This window comes from Paenarthrobacter sp. PPS72 (assembly GCF_048537125.1).
Taxonomy (GTDB): domain Bacteria; phylum Actinomycetota; class Actinomycetes; order Actinomycetales; family Micrococcaceae; genus Arthrobacter; species Arthrobacter nitroguajacolicus_E.
The window spans coordinates 84,984-100,442 of record NZ_JBLYIE010000038.1; the positions used below are offsets into that span (position 1 = coordinate 84,984).

Genomic DNA, 15,459 nt, shown 5'->3' on the forward strand with positions numbered 1-15,459 from the left:
CAAGCTGGAGGTGTGATCCTCTCCGTCAGTAATTCCCGTTCCTTCCCCGGTCCATGGCTCCGTCCAGGGCAAATCCGGCGGTATGTCGACCCCGACCTCAGTCCGCCTGAGTCTGTTATGGCGCCACGTCGTGGCCCGGACCAACGAAGAACGGCCCGTGCCATCGGAGAACTGCAGGCGGCCCTGGTTGACCTTCTGGCTGTGCTGGTTCCCGTCGACTGTGTCTGCTGTGAAAAGGAAGATGCGATACTCTGCCGGAGCTGCGCAAGGAAGGTCCGTCAACTGTGTAAGTATCCATTCCGGGCAGAGCAGGAGTCGCCGGCTTTGGTTGACGACGACGGAACGGTGAGGCTCGGGGTGGTAGCAGCGGGGCCTTACCGGGATGAGTTGGCGCGGTGCTTGTTGTCCTTCAAGCATCATGGTCAGTGGCGCCTTGCGGATGTTCTGGCTCCGTGCCTCAGCAAGGCGGTGGAAACTGCCATCGGTGGTCGTTCCGGATACTGCCTTGTTCCAATTCCCAGCGGTGGGAAGGCATATCGCAGGCGGGGATTCAGCCCGGTGCATCTTCTGCTCCTTTTCATCCGCATGCGCCGAATGCTGCCCCTCTGCCCGATCCTGGACGTGCTCGAGAAATCGGGGGAGTCCTTTGTGCAGATGGCAGAGCCCCAGGGTGTCCGAAAAGTGGCATCAAGGCTTATTGAGGAGGTGTCGGGACGTAGCCCTGCGGAACGCGGAGGCGGCGGCCAAAAGGGGCTGGGAAGAGGCGAACGCGCCCGACGGGTCCGTGGATCCATGACGGTACGCCGACGAGGGGCCGAGGAACTGAGGGGCAGGAGATGCATCCTCGTTGACGATGTCCTCACCACAGGGGCAACCCTCGCTGAGGCATCGCGGGCGGTCACTCTTGCTGGCGGCATAGTCTCCGGCGCAGTTGTGCTTGCAGCCACAAGGCCACCAGCTTACGCTTTCGCCGCTGCTGGCGGTGACCCCCATGCGGTCATTAAGACTCAATCAAAAATTAAGTGGCTAAAGGATGAATAACGGGTGCCGATGAACTAACGTCGGTTGTGGGTACCAAGAACAGATGTACCTGTCGATAGCGGCTCGGAAAGGGGCTCGACTGTCCGTCAGACAAGCCCCCAACAGCGTCGTTGTCGTGTCACCTGAGTTATTGGAGGGCACCATGGAGTTCATGATCAGCGGACGAAATCTGACAGTTTCTGACCGCTTTCGCGAATATGCCGGCGAAAAAATCTCAAAGATTGAATCGCTGGGGGATAAGGTCCAGCGGGTTGACGCCAAGGTTTCCAAGGAAACCAATCCCAGGCAGACGCCTGGCGAACTCACCGTTGAAGTGACTGTCCTGGGCAGAGGCCCCGTTATCCGTGCCGAGGCCACAGCCGCTGACAAGTTTGCTGCCTTCGATCTTGCGTACAACAAGCTGCTTGAGAGGCTTCGTCGTGCGAAGGACCGCAAGAAGGTGCACCACGGCCGACACACGCCTAAGGCAGTGCGGGAAGCTACGGCCACACTTGAGCCAGCCAGTGCTAGTGAGCCGCTTTATGTAGAGGCAAGCAACCATCAGGAGTCCGCACCGCAGGTCGATGAGCGGTCGCCGTATGACATCGAGAACGACATCCCGGCAGGTGACTCACCCGTCCTGATCCGCCGGAAGGTGTTCCCCGCAGCATCGCTGACGCTCGATGACGCTGTTGACAACATGGAACTCGTCGGGCACAACTTCTACCTGTTCCTGGACAAGGAAACCAACGCACCGTCGGTTGTGTATCGACGCAGTGGCTGGACATACGGTGTCATCACCCTCGATTCCACCTGCGAACCAGGCGAGGAAGCCGTGGAAGAAAAGATCCACGCCTACCGCTCCAATGATCAGGCCGCTACAGCCAAGTAAGGCCTTGCCTTAAGTACGTACGAAGGGACTTCAATGACCGCTTCGCTGAGCCTGTCACAGGCACGGCGGATCGCATTGGCAGCTCAAGGATTGGCAAAGGTCCGGCCCACCGGTCCCGTGACTTCACGGGCGGCGGGCCGGACCTTTGCCCAATTACAGCTTGTCCAGATCGATTCAGTTAATGTGGTGGCACGAAGCCACTTCCTGCCGTTCTTTTCCCGGCTGGGCAATTATGATCCCCGCATCCTCCAGTCGATGGCTGGCCGCAGTCCGCGCAAAATGATGGAGTACTGGGCCCATGAAGCGAGCTTTATTCGCCCGGAGCACTTCCATGACTTGCTCGTATGGCAGAAGCGGGCCTGGGTGGGAGCCCACCGTCTGGATCCGGCTGTGCGTCAGGACATGGAGGACCGCATCCTGACGGCGCTCGCCGCCGGAAGGCCGATGACTGCGTCCGAAGTGACGGCAAAGCTGGGGCATGACGAAAATCCGGACCGTGACAACTGGGGGTGGAACTGGAACGTCGTCAAGCGCGTCCTGGAGCATCTCTTCGAAGAAGGCCGGATCTCCGCTGCTACTCGGACCGCGCAATTTGAGCGCAAGTACACTCTGACCTCAAGGGTTATGCCACGAGTTCCTCCACCTGCGGTCGACGCCGAAGCGTCTCTTGACCGTCTGATGGATGCAGCGGCGCAAGCTCACGGGATTGGCACGGTCAGGTGCTTCTCCGACTACTTCCGGACCCCCCTGAAGGCAGGTGCAGATTCTGTACGACGCTTGGTCAAAGCAGGCCGCCTTGAACCCGTAGTGGTTCGGGGATGGAACAGGGAAACCTACAAGCATGTTGACGCCAGGCTGCCACGAAAGGCCACAGGCCGGGCGCTGCTGAGTCCCTTCGATTCCCTGGTCTTCGAAAGGCGGCGGCTTGAGGAGCTCTTCGGGTTCCATTACCGGATTGAGATCTACACTCCAGCTGCAAAGCGACGGTTCGGCTACTACGTCCTGCCGTTTTTGCTCAGGGAAGCAATCGTTGCCCGGGTGGACCTGAAAGCGGACCGTACGTCCGGCCAACTCCTGGTGCGCTCGGCTTTTGGTGAGATGAACGCACCGGCGGATACCGCCGTCGAACTTGCCGCAGAACTAAGGCTCATGGCTACATGGCTCGGTCTTCAGGATGTGGTGGTGTGGCCGGTAGGGGACCTTGCCGGAGTGCTTTCCGAAGCCGTGGCGAAAGGTGATGATGCCCCGGAAGAACGCGTTCAGCCGGGCAGTCCGCTCAGAGGGGAACCCGGCACCGTGGCGTTAGTCTCTCCCGTAGACTGAAACAGCCAGAATTCGGCAGCTTGAGACTGGGAGCAATTTCACGTGGCATCACTAATCGAAAAACTTCTCCGCACGGGTGACAAAAAGACACTCAAGACACTGCGGAACTATGCCGATTCCATCAATGCCCTGGAAGACACTTTCAAGTCCTTCTCAGACGCTGAAATCCGTGAGGAAACCGAGCGGCTAAGGTCCCGTCACCAAGACGGCGAAACCTTGGAATCCCTCCTCCCGGAGGCCTTCGCAGCTGTTCGCGAGGCCTCGTCCAGGACCTTGGGCATGCGGCACTTCGACGTGCAGCTCATGGGTGGCGCCGCGCTCCATCTGGGCAACATCGCGGAAATGAAAACCGGTGAAGGCAAGACCCTTGTTGCTACAGCGCCTGCCTTCCTGAACGCGCTCTCGGGCAAAGGTGTCCACGTTGTGACAGTGAACGACTACCTTGCTGAGTACCAGTCCGAACTCATGGGACGCGTCTACAGGTTCCTTGGCCTTACCAGTGGCTGCATCTTGTCCAATCAGGACCCGACCGTGCGCCGCGAGCAGTACGCCGCTGACATCACATACGGAACCAACAATGAGTTCGGCTTTGATTACCTGCGCGACAACATGGCCTGGGATGCCAGCGAGCTCGTCCAGCGCGGCCATAACTTCGCAATCGTGGATGAGGTCGACTCCATCCTGATTGATGAAGCACGTACTCCGCTGATCATTTCGGGTCCCGCACAAGGCGACACCAACCGCTGGTACAGCGAATTTGCCAAGGTCGTCCTCCGGTTGCAGTCCGACGTCGATTATGAAGTCGATGAGAAGAAGCGCACCGTGGGCGTGCTGGAAGCCGGTATTGAAAAGGTCGAGGACTACCTCGGAATACAGAACCTGTACGAATCTGCCAACACCCCGCTGATTGGCTTCCTCAACAATGCCATTAAGGCCAAGGAACTGTTCAAGCGGGACAAGGACTACGTCATTCTCGATGGCGAGGTCCTGATCGTTGACGAACACACCGGCCGCATCCTGGCTGGACGTCGCTACAACGAAGGCATGCACCAGGCCATTGAGGCCAAGGAAAACGTAGAGATCAAGGCAGAGAACCAGACTCTCGCCACAGTGACACTGCAGAACTACTTCCGCATGTATTCGAAACTTGCCGGTATGACGGGTACGGCCGAGACTGAAGCCGCCGAATTCATGAGCACCTACAAGCTCGGCGTCGTGCCCATCCCGACCAACCGCGACATGCAGCGCATCGACCAGCCGGACCTCGTCTACAAGAACGAGGTGGTTAAGTTCGACGCTGTAGTGCAGGACATTGCAGAACGTCACGAGAACGGCCAGCCTGTGCTGGTGGGTACCACCAGTGTCGAAAAGAGTGAGTACCTCTCTAAGCTCTTGGCCAAAGAAGGTATTCGGCACGAAGTGCTGAACGCCAAGAACCACGCCAGGGAGGCGTCCATCGTGGCGCAGGCCGGGCGCAAAGGCGCGGTTACCGTAGCAACCAACATGGCGGGCCGCGGTACTGACATCATGCTCGGTGGCAACGCCGAATTTACTGCCATTGCCGAACTTGCCAAGCGGGGGCTGGATCCTGAGGAAAACTCAGAAGAGTATGAGGCCGCGTGGCCGGCTGCGCTTGCTGCAGCGAAGCAGGCCGTCAAGGACGAGCATGAAGAAGTGCTGGACCTCGGCGGACTCTACGTCCTTGGAACAGAGCGCCACGAGTCGCGCCGCATCGACAACCAGTTGCGCGGTCGTTCCGGCCGTCAGGGTGACCCCGGCGAATCGCGGTTCTACCTCTCGCTCACGGATGATCTCATGCGCTTGTTCAATTCAGGCGCTGCTGAGCGGCTGATGAACAGTTCAGTACCTGACGATGTTGCCCTTGAGTCAAAGCTGGTATCGCGGGCCATCGCATCTGCCCAAGGCCAAGTAGAAGGCCGTAACGCCGAGCAGCGCAAGAATGTCCTTAAGTACGATGACGTCCTCAATCGTCAGCGTGAAGCCATTTACGGCGACCGTCGTCGCATCCTTGAAGGCGATGACCTGCACGAAAAGGTCCAGTACTTCCTGGAAGACACCATCAACGCGCTCATTGACGCCGCGACTGCGGAAGGATCAGGTGACGATTGGGATTACAACCAGCTATGGGCAAACCTGAAGACGTTGTACCCGGCGACGGTGACAGCGCAAGAAATCATCGACGAAGCAGGCGGTAAGTCCAAGGTCACTGCGGAGTTCCTGAAGGAGGAAATCCTCTCTGACGCGAAGCTTGTTTACCAGGCACGCGAAGAGGCTATTGGCCCGGAGAGCATGCGTGAGCTTGAGCGTAGGGTTGTGCTTTCAGTTCTTGGACGCAAGTGGCAGGAACACCTGTATGAGATGGACTATCTCAAGGAGGGGATCGGTCTGCGTGCAATGGCCCAACGTGATCCCCTGGTGGAATACCAGCGCGAGGGATTCGTGATGTTCCAGAGCATGATGGAGGCCATTCGCGAAGAGAGCATCGGTTTCCTCTACAACCTCGAAGTTGAAGTGACTCCTGCTGAGGACGTGGTTGTGGCGGACGGCTCCGCCGCTGGCGCGCACACGGAGCATCACGATCCTCAGATCCGTGCGGCGGGCCTCCAAGCACCGGAAAAGCCTGCGCAGTTGCAGTACACAGCGCCCGGTGAAGATGGAGCAACCCAGACACGCATTGAGGGCCGTGCTTCGGGTCGCTCCGGCAATCCTGCCAAGGCAGCAGGCCAGGACCAGCGCAAACAGGCAAAGAAGAAGCGCCGCTGAACCGGTTCCCTAAAGCAGCATTGAAAGGGTGAACCCTGGACGTATCGTCCAGGGTTCACCTTTTTTGTATGCTTTCCTTGCCCCGCAGCATGTGCCCTGAACTTATCCGATTTCCAGCGCGGTAACCTGCCATACGCCATCCAACCGCTCCAACCTCATGGCAACGGCACGGCAACGCTGCTCTTCCGCCACAACTATGCTCGCTTCGCATATGGAGTCGGATATTGAGCAGACGCGAACGGAGCGGACCATGGGACTGCGATGCGGCTGCGGATTACCTCTCGTCTTGGCTGCGTGCTTTCGCGTAAGGGCTGCTCGATGCTGGAGGGACAGGTAGCACTCCGGATCCAGTGAGCGGGAAAGCTGATGCACTGGACGAGTGCCGGCCAGGACTTCCAAGGCTGCCTGCGCAATGCTCCTGGCCACGAGTCGGACATCAATGTCCGAACCGCCCGGGCCGTAGGTAGGGCTTGTACGTTTTGTGCTCCGACGGCTCGCTGGTCGGTTGGCTGTTGCAACGGTCATGGTCACACCTCAGGCATTCACTACATGAGCTGCAGCGTGGGGACGCTGTGCTCGTGGCTTTTGCTGGGATGACGCTAAATATTGGTTTGAAATGCAGACGGCCCCTGAGCGGGCGGTCGGAGGAAGGGCGGTCAGGGACTGCCCTTGATATTAGCTCGGTGAGGGTGGCTTCAGGACCTGACCCGGGAGCAACGCGCTTGGGTCGCTTCCGATGGTTGCGCGGTTGGCGGCGTACCACTTGGGCCATGCCAGCGCGATGTCCACGTCCGTCGCGAATGGTCCAAGCCGGGACTCGACGATTGACCACAAGGAATCGCCATCCTTAACCACGACGTCGGCCTTGCCCGGCGCCGTGGCAGGACGGGAGGGCTGGCGGCCCAGAAGCCCGGGATCAACCACGGGAGGTTGAGGCTGCCAGCGCGGATCATCCTGCCGGGTGCCTGAGGCATTCGAGTCGTTGACGGTTGGGAGGACGGAAGCGACACCTTCGGAAGAAGTGGGTGTCCACGCTGCGTGCCTGCTCACCATGCCAAGCGGGGATGTACTGTGCCATCCCGGTTCAGGCGGCGCAGCAGCTGCTTGAGCCACGCCGATGCCCATAAGGTTCACGCTCATGACGGCCACGGCGAGTCGCAGCATAAAGGCGGGGCTGAACATTGACAAAGAGTCGGCAGACTTCCTGTGCCCGCCCCGATGCAATATCGCTGCCAGGAAGGCGATGAACAAGGAGAGCACCCACCAGATAATAATGCCAATCCCCACGGCGCTGGCGACTAAACCGAGAAGATGTTCAAACGTCAAGCCCTGATTGTGTCGAGAAGCCGACTGCCACTGGGCAACGAGCAAGTTGCCTACGAGAACCAGGAACAGGCCAAGACCAAGAACACATGCTGCAAGGGCAGAGTCACTACGCAATGTTCGTGCCATTCAAAGCCCCCAAGCTCATTTGATGCAATTTGATGCAGTTTGTTCTACGTGGCCCATTCTGGGCTGACTTGCGTCTCTTTGTCCAATCGGGTCCCGTTGGTGTCGCTGGATTGGTAATGCTTCCTTCCTGCAGCCTAGTCTGACCACATGAGATGGGACTCTCTTTTCAACGACTTGGAAGCGCAATTCTCAGCCGGACGCGCACTGGAGCAGGAATCTGAGATCTCTGACCGCGCCAGGGTTGAGCTTGCTGGCATCGAACTAAGCGATCGGCTCCGGGGTGCCGCTGGTGCTGAAATCAAGATTGTCTTGGTCGACGGCCAAGTTGTTCGAGGAGCGCTGAGCCGTGTAGGAGGCGATTGGCTGGTTCTGGCGGAGGGTACACGGCAGTGGCTCGTGCCTTACCTGTCAGTGCTGACCTACCAAGGGCTGGGGAGGGTGGCGCTGAAGCCGCCATCACGGACGCAACGACTGCTGGGGATCGGTTCCGCGCTGAGGGCGCTGGCAAAAGACCGCTCTGAGGTGATAGTTCATCTGACAGCGCGGACTGGTGAGGGGCACAAGCTGCACGGAGTCATAGACAGGGTGGGCCGAGACCATTTCGACCTTGCCGTTGTTCCGCACGGGGAAGTGCGCCGGGCCGGTAATGTGGCCGCTGTCATGACCGTCCCCTTCAGCTCCTTGGCAGCGCTTTGCTCCGTAGGGAATCAGGACTTCAGGGGCAGCGGTACCTAAGACTGGCTGCTCTTGCTCCTGGCTTCCTCGATCATGCGGCTGGCCTCCGCATAGCGGTCCTCTATGTATTGTTCAAGCATCTTTTCTTCGATGCGCCACTGGCCCCGCCCTCCCACTTGTATGGCTTTGAGCTCGCCGCTTCGAACCAAGGCGTAGGCCTGGGGCGAATTGATTTGTAGTTGTTCGGCGACGTCCGCAAGAGTCAGGAATCGGGGCATGGGATCATTTTGCCACCGTTGTTGGCCTTTGGTGTAGTTATCCACAGTTTCGGCTCCTTTGAGGCCAATGGCTTTGGAGCCTTGGAAGTCGCCGGTGACAATGAGGAAGAAGGTGTCATCGGCCATGCCGTAATTCACAGCGGGGAGCAGGAAAATGAGTCAGAGTGTAAGCATCGCCGCCCCAAGGTTGAAGAAGCCATCCTGGAAGGACCCGCGGCTACTCATCGGCGTTCTTATGGTTTTGGGGTCGATCTCAGGCGTCATTGCATTGGTTGGTTCAGCCGACAGGACGACGCAGGTGTACTCCGCCCGGGAAGACATCGCAGTAGGTCAGGTGGTCACCGATTCGGATCTGTCCATCGTCAAAGTTCGGTTGGACGACGTCGAGCCCAGCTATGTCACCGTCGAACATGGGCTCGCCGTGGGCAAGGTTGCGCTGCAGCGGGTAGCAAAGAACCAGTTGGTTCCGCAGGAAAGCCTGGGCTCGCCGGATGCCCTGGATCGTAAACCGGTGGCCGTTACCCTTGAGGAGGAGCTTCCCGCGCAGGCCATTCCAGGCGCCAGGGTTGACGTCTGGATTGCCATGCCCGGATCCAGCAGTGCGTTTGAGGAGCCGCAATTGCTTTTGCCGAGTGCAGAAATTGCCGGGATGACCACTGGCTCCACCACCTTGGGCTCGGCGAAGACTACCGTGGTGATGGTGCTGGTTGCTGATGAGCAGATGCCAAAATTGCTGGGTGCCCAAGCCAACAAGGCCAAGGTGTCAGTCGTTTGGAACCCCGCTGGCTCGGTCCGATGAGCATTCCTGTTGTTACCGTTGGGTCAGCTCAGGAGGCTGTAGTGGGCGGGCTGGAACGTCTGCATGGACCGGTAACAGTTGTCCGCCGTTGCTCAGAGCTTGCTGAACTGATTGCTGCTTGCCAAAGCGGCCTCGCAGTGGCGGCCGTCGTAGCGGAAGGTTGTGAGGAACTCACCACCACGCTGGTTGATCGCCTAGGGGCCGTAGGCGTGTCCATCATTGCCCTGACAGACGACCCTGCAGAGGCCAATCGCCTGCACTCCATCGGGGCGGTGTCGGCCGCGACTGGCATTGAGGCCGCGGACCTGGCGAGCAAAATTTCGGAAGCCGTCGGCCGTGAGGGTCTACGAAATCAGCCTTTGGTAGCTCGAGACGCAGGATTCGCAGATCCCGGTGCTGACCTGCTCTTGGAGAGTCCGGCTGACCGCATCGAGGATACGCCTGAGGGAGCGGGCCGGATAACAGCTGTGTGGGGACCTATCGGTGCACCAGGCAGGACTCTACTGGCGGTCAACATCGCGGCGGAGCTGGCCGCTGCCGGCGAGTCTGTCGTTCTCGTGGATGCGGATAGTTATGGGGCCAGTGTGTCGGCAGTGCTGGGCCTGTTGGATGAGTCGGCGGGCCTGGCTCAAGCTTGCAGGCTCGCGGATCAGGGCCTCCTCGATATCGATGCCCTCAAGGCGGCAGCGATACCTGTCTACACGAAGGGCGGGACTTTTCGGGTGCTTACGGGGACTACGAGAGCGGATCGGTGGACGGAACTGAGGGCAGGAGCCGTCTCGGTGGTCCTGGAACGGGCCAGGCAAGTGGCGGACCATGTTGTAGTAGATGCAGGTTTCTGCCTCGAATCCGATGAGGAGCTCAGTTTTGACACCATGGCTCCGCGGCGGAACGCCGCCACGCTTCGCAGTTTGGAAATGGCTGATGTCGTGTTCGCCGTAGGAACGGCGGATGCTATAGGAGTGCCGCGCTTGGTACGGGGGCTGGCGGAGCTTGAGTCCGCGGTTCCCGGGGTATCTCCCCGTGTCGTGCTGAATAAAGTGAAGCGCTCCACAGTCGGCCCTTCGCCCGAGCGGCAACTGAACGACGCATGGGACCGCTATGGGCCGGGAACGGGGGTCGATGCCTACCTTCCATCCGACACCGCTGTGTGTGACGCTGCTTTGCTGTCCGGCTCGGTGCTGTTGGAAGCAGCGCCTGATTCCCCCCTTCGGATAGCAATAGCCAACTTGGTCTGTGCACCTGTCCAGCAAAATCGCAATTCGTTTGGTCGAACTCTCAGAGCTTTGCGACTCCTTAAGCGCTAGGCTCGCCATGTGGGCTGCAGAGTCGCAGCAAAACAACATGTGATGGAGGCGTTTGTAGATGTCGTCAGGATCCAGCGTGGAGGATCGGTCCGATGCAGCAGTTGTCCGTGAAGGGTTCTTCGCTGACTACTATGAACACCTCGCAGAGGAGGATTCACGTGCATATTCGCCTGAACTTCTGATCGCGCGGGCAACAAAACACAGGAGAGTTGCCCAATCCCGACGACCCGGAAATGCCGTCGTCGAAATCGCCGTCGAACCTGAGCGCAATGTCGTATATATCGTCACGGACGATATGCCGTTCCTTGTCGACTCCGTCAATGCAGAACTTGTTCGCCAGAACTGCGCGATCCGTTTGGTGATGCACCCCTTGTTCGTGGTCACCCGTGAGCGGGTGTCCGGCGAGGTGAGCAGTATTTCCAGGGTCCCGTCCAACGTCGGTATCTCCAGTGGCGACACCGCTGCGCTGCCCAGCGTTGCCCATCTCCTGGGCGACGGCGATAACGCCTCGCATATGGAGTCATGGATTGCCGTAGAAATTGACCGCGTCAGTGATGACGCTCGGGAAGAATTGGTCGCAGGGCTGCAGCGCATCCTCGGCGACGTCAGGGCGGCTGTGGAGGACTGGCCCAAGATGCGCAGTAAAGCGCTCGAGCTGGCCGAAGCGTTGAGCGGCGTCACCCACCCAGAGCAAGTGGCCGAACTCCGACAGGCACAAGACCTATTGCGATGGCTCGACAACGGCAACTTCACTTTCCTGGGTTACCGCGAATACGACCTCGTTGAAGAGAACGGCGAGGACGTTCTCCAACTTCGGGAAGACAGCGGCCTCGGCCTCCTGCGCGCAGGCGACACCACCCGTCAAGTGCAGCACCTCACGGATGCAGGCCGAAAGCGCGCCAGGGAGAAGCGTGCCTTGGTAATCACCAAGGCGAACTCGCGTTCCACTGTCCACCGGCCCGCCTACCTCGACTACATCGGCGTCAAGAGCTTCGATGCGTGGGGCAACGTTAATGGTGAACGGCGCTTCATCGGCCTGTTCGCGACCAGTGCCTACACCGGGTCGGTACGCAGCATCCCAATCGTTCGGGACAAGGTGGATGCTGTCCTGCGGAACGCAGGGTTCCCCATCGACTCCCACTCCGGCAAGGATCTTTTGGGAATCCTTGAAACGTATCCACGCGATGAACTCTTCCAGATCGAAATTCCGGATCTCGCCACCACGGCCACCGGGATCCAGCGACTCCAGGAACGACGCCGGACCAAGCTGTTCCTGCGTCCGGACATCTACGGCCGGTTTATGTCCGCGGTGGTTTACCTGCCCCGTGACCGTTACACCACCAGCGTCCGACTCCGGATCGAGCAGGAACTCCGGGAAACGTTCCACGCCGAGAGCATCGACTACGAGGCCCGGATCACTGAATCCGCGTTGGCGCGTGTGTTCTTCAGGATTCGGCTGCCCCGCACAGCTGAACTGGCCGAAGTTGACGTAAAAGAGCTGGAACAACGGCTGATGCGTGCGTCCCGGTCGTGGAGCGAAGGAATCTCAGAGGTTCTCCGCGAGCAAAGGTCTGCCGAGGACGCTGATGCTTTGTCTGCACTGTGGGCTGAAGCATTCCCCGCAGGGTATCGCGTGGACTACGAAGTCGAAGACGCTCTGGAAGACATTGAACGCTTCGAGAAGTATGGTGCCGAGGCGGAGCGGGCTGGACGGGTAACCAAACACATCAGACCGGGTGTCCATGTTTACCTCCCCGAAGGTGCCGGCGAGGCTCTGGAAGAGGACGCCCGCGTCAAGCTCTACTTGATGGAGCCCAAGAGCCTCAGCCAGATTCTTCCCTACTTCCACAATCTCGGCCTTGAGGTATTGGATGAGCGGCCCTTCGAGATTGAAACCTCAGATCATCGCGACTTCTTCCTCTACGATCTCGGACTCAAGTACCCCGCGGGCGTCGATCCGTTGGCCACGGGAGACCTTTTGGGCGATTCCTTCGGCGCAGCCATCACGGGTGCTGTCGAGTCGGACAACTTTGACCGGCTGGTACTCCGTGAAGGCATCCACTGGCGTCAGGTTGTGGTCCTCCGTGCCTACGCCAAGTACATGCGGCAGATGGGTAACACCAACTCCTTCGGCTTCATCGCCGATACTCTCCTGGGCAACCCGGATGTTGCTCGCGGGCTCAACGAGCTCTTCTCTGCCCGCTTCGACCCCACTGTTGCCGAAGCACAGCGGCCTGAACTCCAAGCCGCAGCACGTGTGGCTCTCGCGGAGTCGATCGAAGAGGTGGCCACTTTGGATGCAGATCGCGTCCTGCGTACCTTCGTAAACCTTATTGAGTCGACGTTGCGGACCAATTACTACCAGAACAAGGACTACCTCAGCTTCAAGCTCGATCCCACGTCAATTGATGGACTTCCTTTCCCACGACCCATGTATGAGATCTGGGTTTACTCTCCGAGAGTTGAAGGCGTGCACTTGCGCTTTGGGAAGGTAGCCCGTGGTGGCCTTCGCTGGTCCGACCGGCGCGAGGACTTCCGGACTGAGATCCTGGGGCTCGTGAAGGCGCAGACCGTCAAGAACGCCGTAATAGTTCCCACCGGCGCCAAGGGAGGGTTCTTCGCCAAGAAGCTTCCCAACCCGGCAGTGGACAGGGCCGCTTGGATGGCAGAAGGAATTGAGAGCTACAAAACCTTCATTCGAGGCCTCCTGGACATCACTGACAACCTGGTGACCTCGGCAGACGGCGAAAGCTTGGTGCCGCCGTCGGACGTTGTCCGGCACGACGGCGACGACTCATACCTTGTGGTGGCAGCGGACAAGGGCACCGCCACGTTCTCCGACACCGCCAACGGACTGGCGGCAGAATACGGGTTCTGGCTCGGGGACGCGTTCGCTTCGGGCGGGTCGGTCGGTTATGACCACAAGGCCATGGGCATCACAGCGCGCGGAGCATGGGAGTCAGTCAAGAGGCACTTCAGCGAGCTCGACCTCGATACGCAGACCGAGGAGTTCACGGTTGTTGGCGTTGGCGACATGTCCGGTGACGTCTTTGGCAACGGCATGCTGCTTTCCCGGCATATCCGGCTCCTGGCCGCCTTTGACCACCGCCACATCTTCCTCGATCCCTCGCCTGATGCTGCCGCATCGTTTGCGGAGCGGCAGAGGCTCTTCGAACTGCCCAGGTCTTCGTGGGACGACTATGACCGGACGCTCATCAGCGAAGGTGGTGGAGTCTATCCGCGTCAGGCCAAAACCATTCCGGTCTCGGACCAAGTACGCAAAGCGTTGGGCCTTCCCGACGGAACGACGCAGCTAAGCCCACCGGAACTTCTTCGCGCGATCCTGCTGGCGCCGGCAGATCTTCTCTACAACGGCGGTATCGGCACCTACGTCAAGGCAAGTACGGAAAGCCATGCTGCCGTTGGTGACAAGGCCAATGACGCCATTCGCGTTGACGGCCGGGATCTTCGGGTCAAGGTTGTGGGTGAAGGCGGAAACCTGGGGCTGACGCAGCGGGGACGCATCGAGGCCGCTTTGCAAGGCGTCATCCTGAATACCGACGCAATCGACAACTCTGCAGGCGTGGACTGCTCCGACCATGAGGTCAACATCAAGATCTTCGTTGACCGAATGGTAGCGGCGGGAAAGCTTGACTCTGCCGAAAGAGCCAGCTTCCTTGCCGATATGACCGATGAGGTGGGTCGACTTGTCCTCCAAGACAACATCGACCAGAACATCCTTCTCCTCAACGACCGGACCCGCGTGGCGGAATGGAGCCCAAGTTACGAGCGCCTGATGGACTGGCTGGAGAAATCTGCCGACCTCAAACGCGATCTTGAGGCATTGCCCACCACAGAAACCCTCCGTTCGAGGTTGGAGCAGGGTCAAGGACTCACGTCTCCCGAGCTGTCGGTCCTGGCCGCATACGCAAAGATCGAGCTCGCTTCGGCGCTTCGTGACAGCAACCTCGCCGACGATCCATGGTTTGCGGACACGATCCGTGAATACTTCCCGAAGCAGTTGCGGGAGAGGTTCGACGCCGAGTTGGACACTCACCCGCTGCGGCGCGAGATTATCGCCACTGTAGTCGCCAACGACATCATCAACCTCGGCGGCATTACCTTCGCTTTCCGGGCCATTGAAGAAACATCGGCCAATGAGGTAGCTGTTGCGAAGGCGTTTGTGGCGCTGCGCGAAATTTACGATCTCGATCCGATGGTTGCCGAGCTGAATTCGCTTCCTGCATCCTTCCCCACCGAACACTGGAGTGAAGTCCATCTGGACATCCGCAGGTTGCTCGACAGGGCAGTGCGCTGGGTGCTGGGCCAGGGGATGGCGTCGCAGCCCATCTCGGAGGTGGTGGAATCCTTCAAGCCCATGTTGGCTCCGCTGAGGGCCAAGCTTCTGGGCTACCTGCGCGGTGAGGACAAGATCCGCATCTCCGGGTGGTTGGACAAAGCCCGCGGATGGGAACTGCCGGAGCACCTCGCGCACAGGTGGGCCGAGCTGTTCGAGAGCTACGCACTTTTGGATATTGCCCGGATAGCCCAAACCGGCAGCGAAGGCGTCGAGGACGTTGCGCACGTCTACTACACGGTGTTCAACCGCTTCCATGTGGATTCCTTGCTGGAACGAATCAGCTCCTTGCCGCGCGATGACCGGTGGCAGGCGTTGGCACGTGCAGCTCTCCGTGACGACTTGTACTCGACGGTTGCGGATATGACGACGTCGGTTCTTGAGTCGACAGAGTCCGGAGCCGCGGCAGAAGCTCGCCTGAAAGCGTGGGAAGGGCAGAATGCCGAACAGCTGGGACGGGCCAAAACCATGTTTGATGAGGTCAACGCGCTCGAAGCCGACGACATGGCTTCACTGTCGGTAGCATTAAGGCTCTTGAGGTCAATCGTCCGACGCTAGGTAAGTCCCGGCGT

At 59.5% G+C, this 15,459-nt stretch carries 11 protein-coding genes; 8 read left to right on the forward strand and 3 right to left on the reverse strand.

Annotation, left to right across the window (positions count from 1 at the left end):
- Nucleotides 1-594: 594 nt before the first annotated feature.
- From ACLRGI_RS15635 to secA, 4 genes are all read left to right on the forward strand, one after another.
- Nucleotides 595-1,041 (forward strand): ComF family protein, encoded by a 447-nt coding sequence (locus tag ACLRGI_RS15635; protein WP_419202533.1) that lies wholly within the window; start codon nt 595-597, stop codon nt 1,039-1,041.
- 142 nt (nt 1,042-1,183) lie between these two features.
- Entirely contained in the window at nt 1,184-1,912 is a 729-nt protein-coding gene (hpf, locus tag ACLRGI_RS15640; RefSeq protein WP_419202620.1) for a ribosome hibernation-promoting factor, HPF/YfiA family, read from the forward strand.
- Between the two features lie 33 nt (nt 1,913-1,945).
- Nucleotides 1,946-3,235, forward strand: a complete 1,290-nt coding sequence (locus ACLRGI_RS15645; protein ID WP_419202534.1) for a winged helix-turn-helix domain-containing protein — start codon at nt 1,946-1,948, stop codon at nt 3,233-3,235.
- Between the two features lie 42 nt (nt 3,236-3,277).
- Nucleotides 3,278-6,019 (forward strand): preprotein translocase subunit SecA, encoded by a 2,742-nt coding sequence (gene secA / locus ACLRGI_RS15650; protein WP_419202535.1) that lies wholly within the window; start codon nt 3,278-3,280, stop codon nt 6,017-6,019.
- Nucleotides 6,020-6,121: 102 nt separating this feature from the next.
- Here secA and ACLRGI_RS15655 read toward each other — a convergent pair whose 3' ends face one another.
- On the reverse strand, nt 6,122-6,544 hold the full coding sequence (locus tag ACLRGI_RS15655; protein ID WP_419202536.1) for an Rv3235 family protein: 423 nt from the start codon (nt 6,542-6,544) through the stop codon (nt 6,122-6,124).
- Between the two features lie 150 nt (nt 6,545-6,694).
- Nucleotides 6,695-7,345: a LysM peptidoglycan-binding domain-containing protein gene (locus ACLRGI_RS15660; protein WP_419202537.1), complete on the reverse strand. Its 651-nt coding sequence runs from the start codon at nt 7,343-7,345 to the stop codon at nt 6,695-6,697.
- 273 nt (nt 7,346-7,618) lie between these two features.
- On the opposite strand from ACLRGI_RS15660, the gene ACLRGI_RS15665 reads away from it, so the two are divergent.
- Complete coding sequence (locus tag ACLRGI_RS15665) at nt 7,619-8,206, forward strand: calponin homology domain-containing protein (protein ID WP_419202538.1); 588 nt, start codon at nt 7,619-7,621, stop codon at nt 8,204-8,206.
- On the opposite strand, the gene ACLRGI_RS15670 is transcribed toward ACLRGI_RS15665, so the two are convergent.
- On the reverse strand, nt 8,203-8,424 hold the full coding sequence (locus ACLRGI_RS15670) for a helix-turn-helix domain-containing protein (RefSeq protein ID WP_419202621.1): 222 nt from the start codon (nt 8,422-8,424) through the stop codon (nt 8,203-8,205). The two genes, ACLRGI_RS15665 and ACLRGI_RS15670, sit on opposite strands and share 4 nt — an antisense overlap.
- Before the next feature lie 154 nt (nt 8,425-8,578).
- Between ACLRGI_RS15670 and ACLRGI_RS15675 the strand changes: the two genes are divergently transcribed.
- Genes ACLRGI_RS15675 through ACLRGI_RS15685 form a run of 3 tightly spaced genes read left to right on the forward strand, consistent with a single transcriptional unit; the run spans nt 8,579 to nt 15,445 of the window.
- The gene (locus ACLRGI_RS15675; RefSeq protein WP_419202539.1) at nt 8,579-9,223 is read left to right on the forward strand and encodes an SAF domain-containing protein; all 645 of its coding nucleotides are present in this window, start codon (nt 8,579-8,581) and stop codon (nt 9,221-9,223) included.
- On the forward strand, nt 9,220-10,530 hold the full coding sequence (locus ACLRGI_RS15680) for a CpaE/TadZ family protein (RefSeq protein ID WP_419202540.1): 1,311 nt from the start codon (nt 9,220-9,222) through the stop codon (nt 10,528-10,530). The genes ACLRGI_RS15675 and ACLRGI_RS15680 overlap by 4 nt, the downstream gene beginning before the upstream one ends.
- Before the next feature lie 58 nt (nt 10,531-10,588).
- Complete coding sequence (locus ACLRGI_RS15685; protein WP_419202541.1) at nt 10,589-15,445, forward strand: NAD-glutamate dehydrogenase; 4,857 nt, start codon at nt 10,589-10,591, stop codon at nt 15,443-15,445.
- Nucleotides 15,446-15,459: the final 14 nt, after the last annotated feature.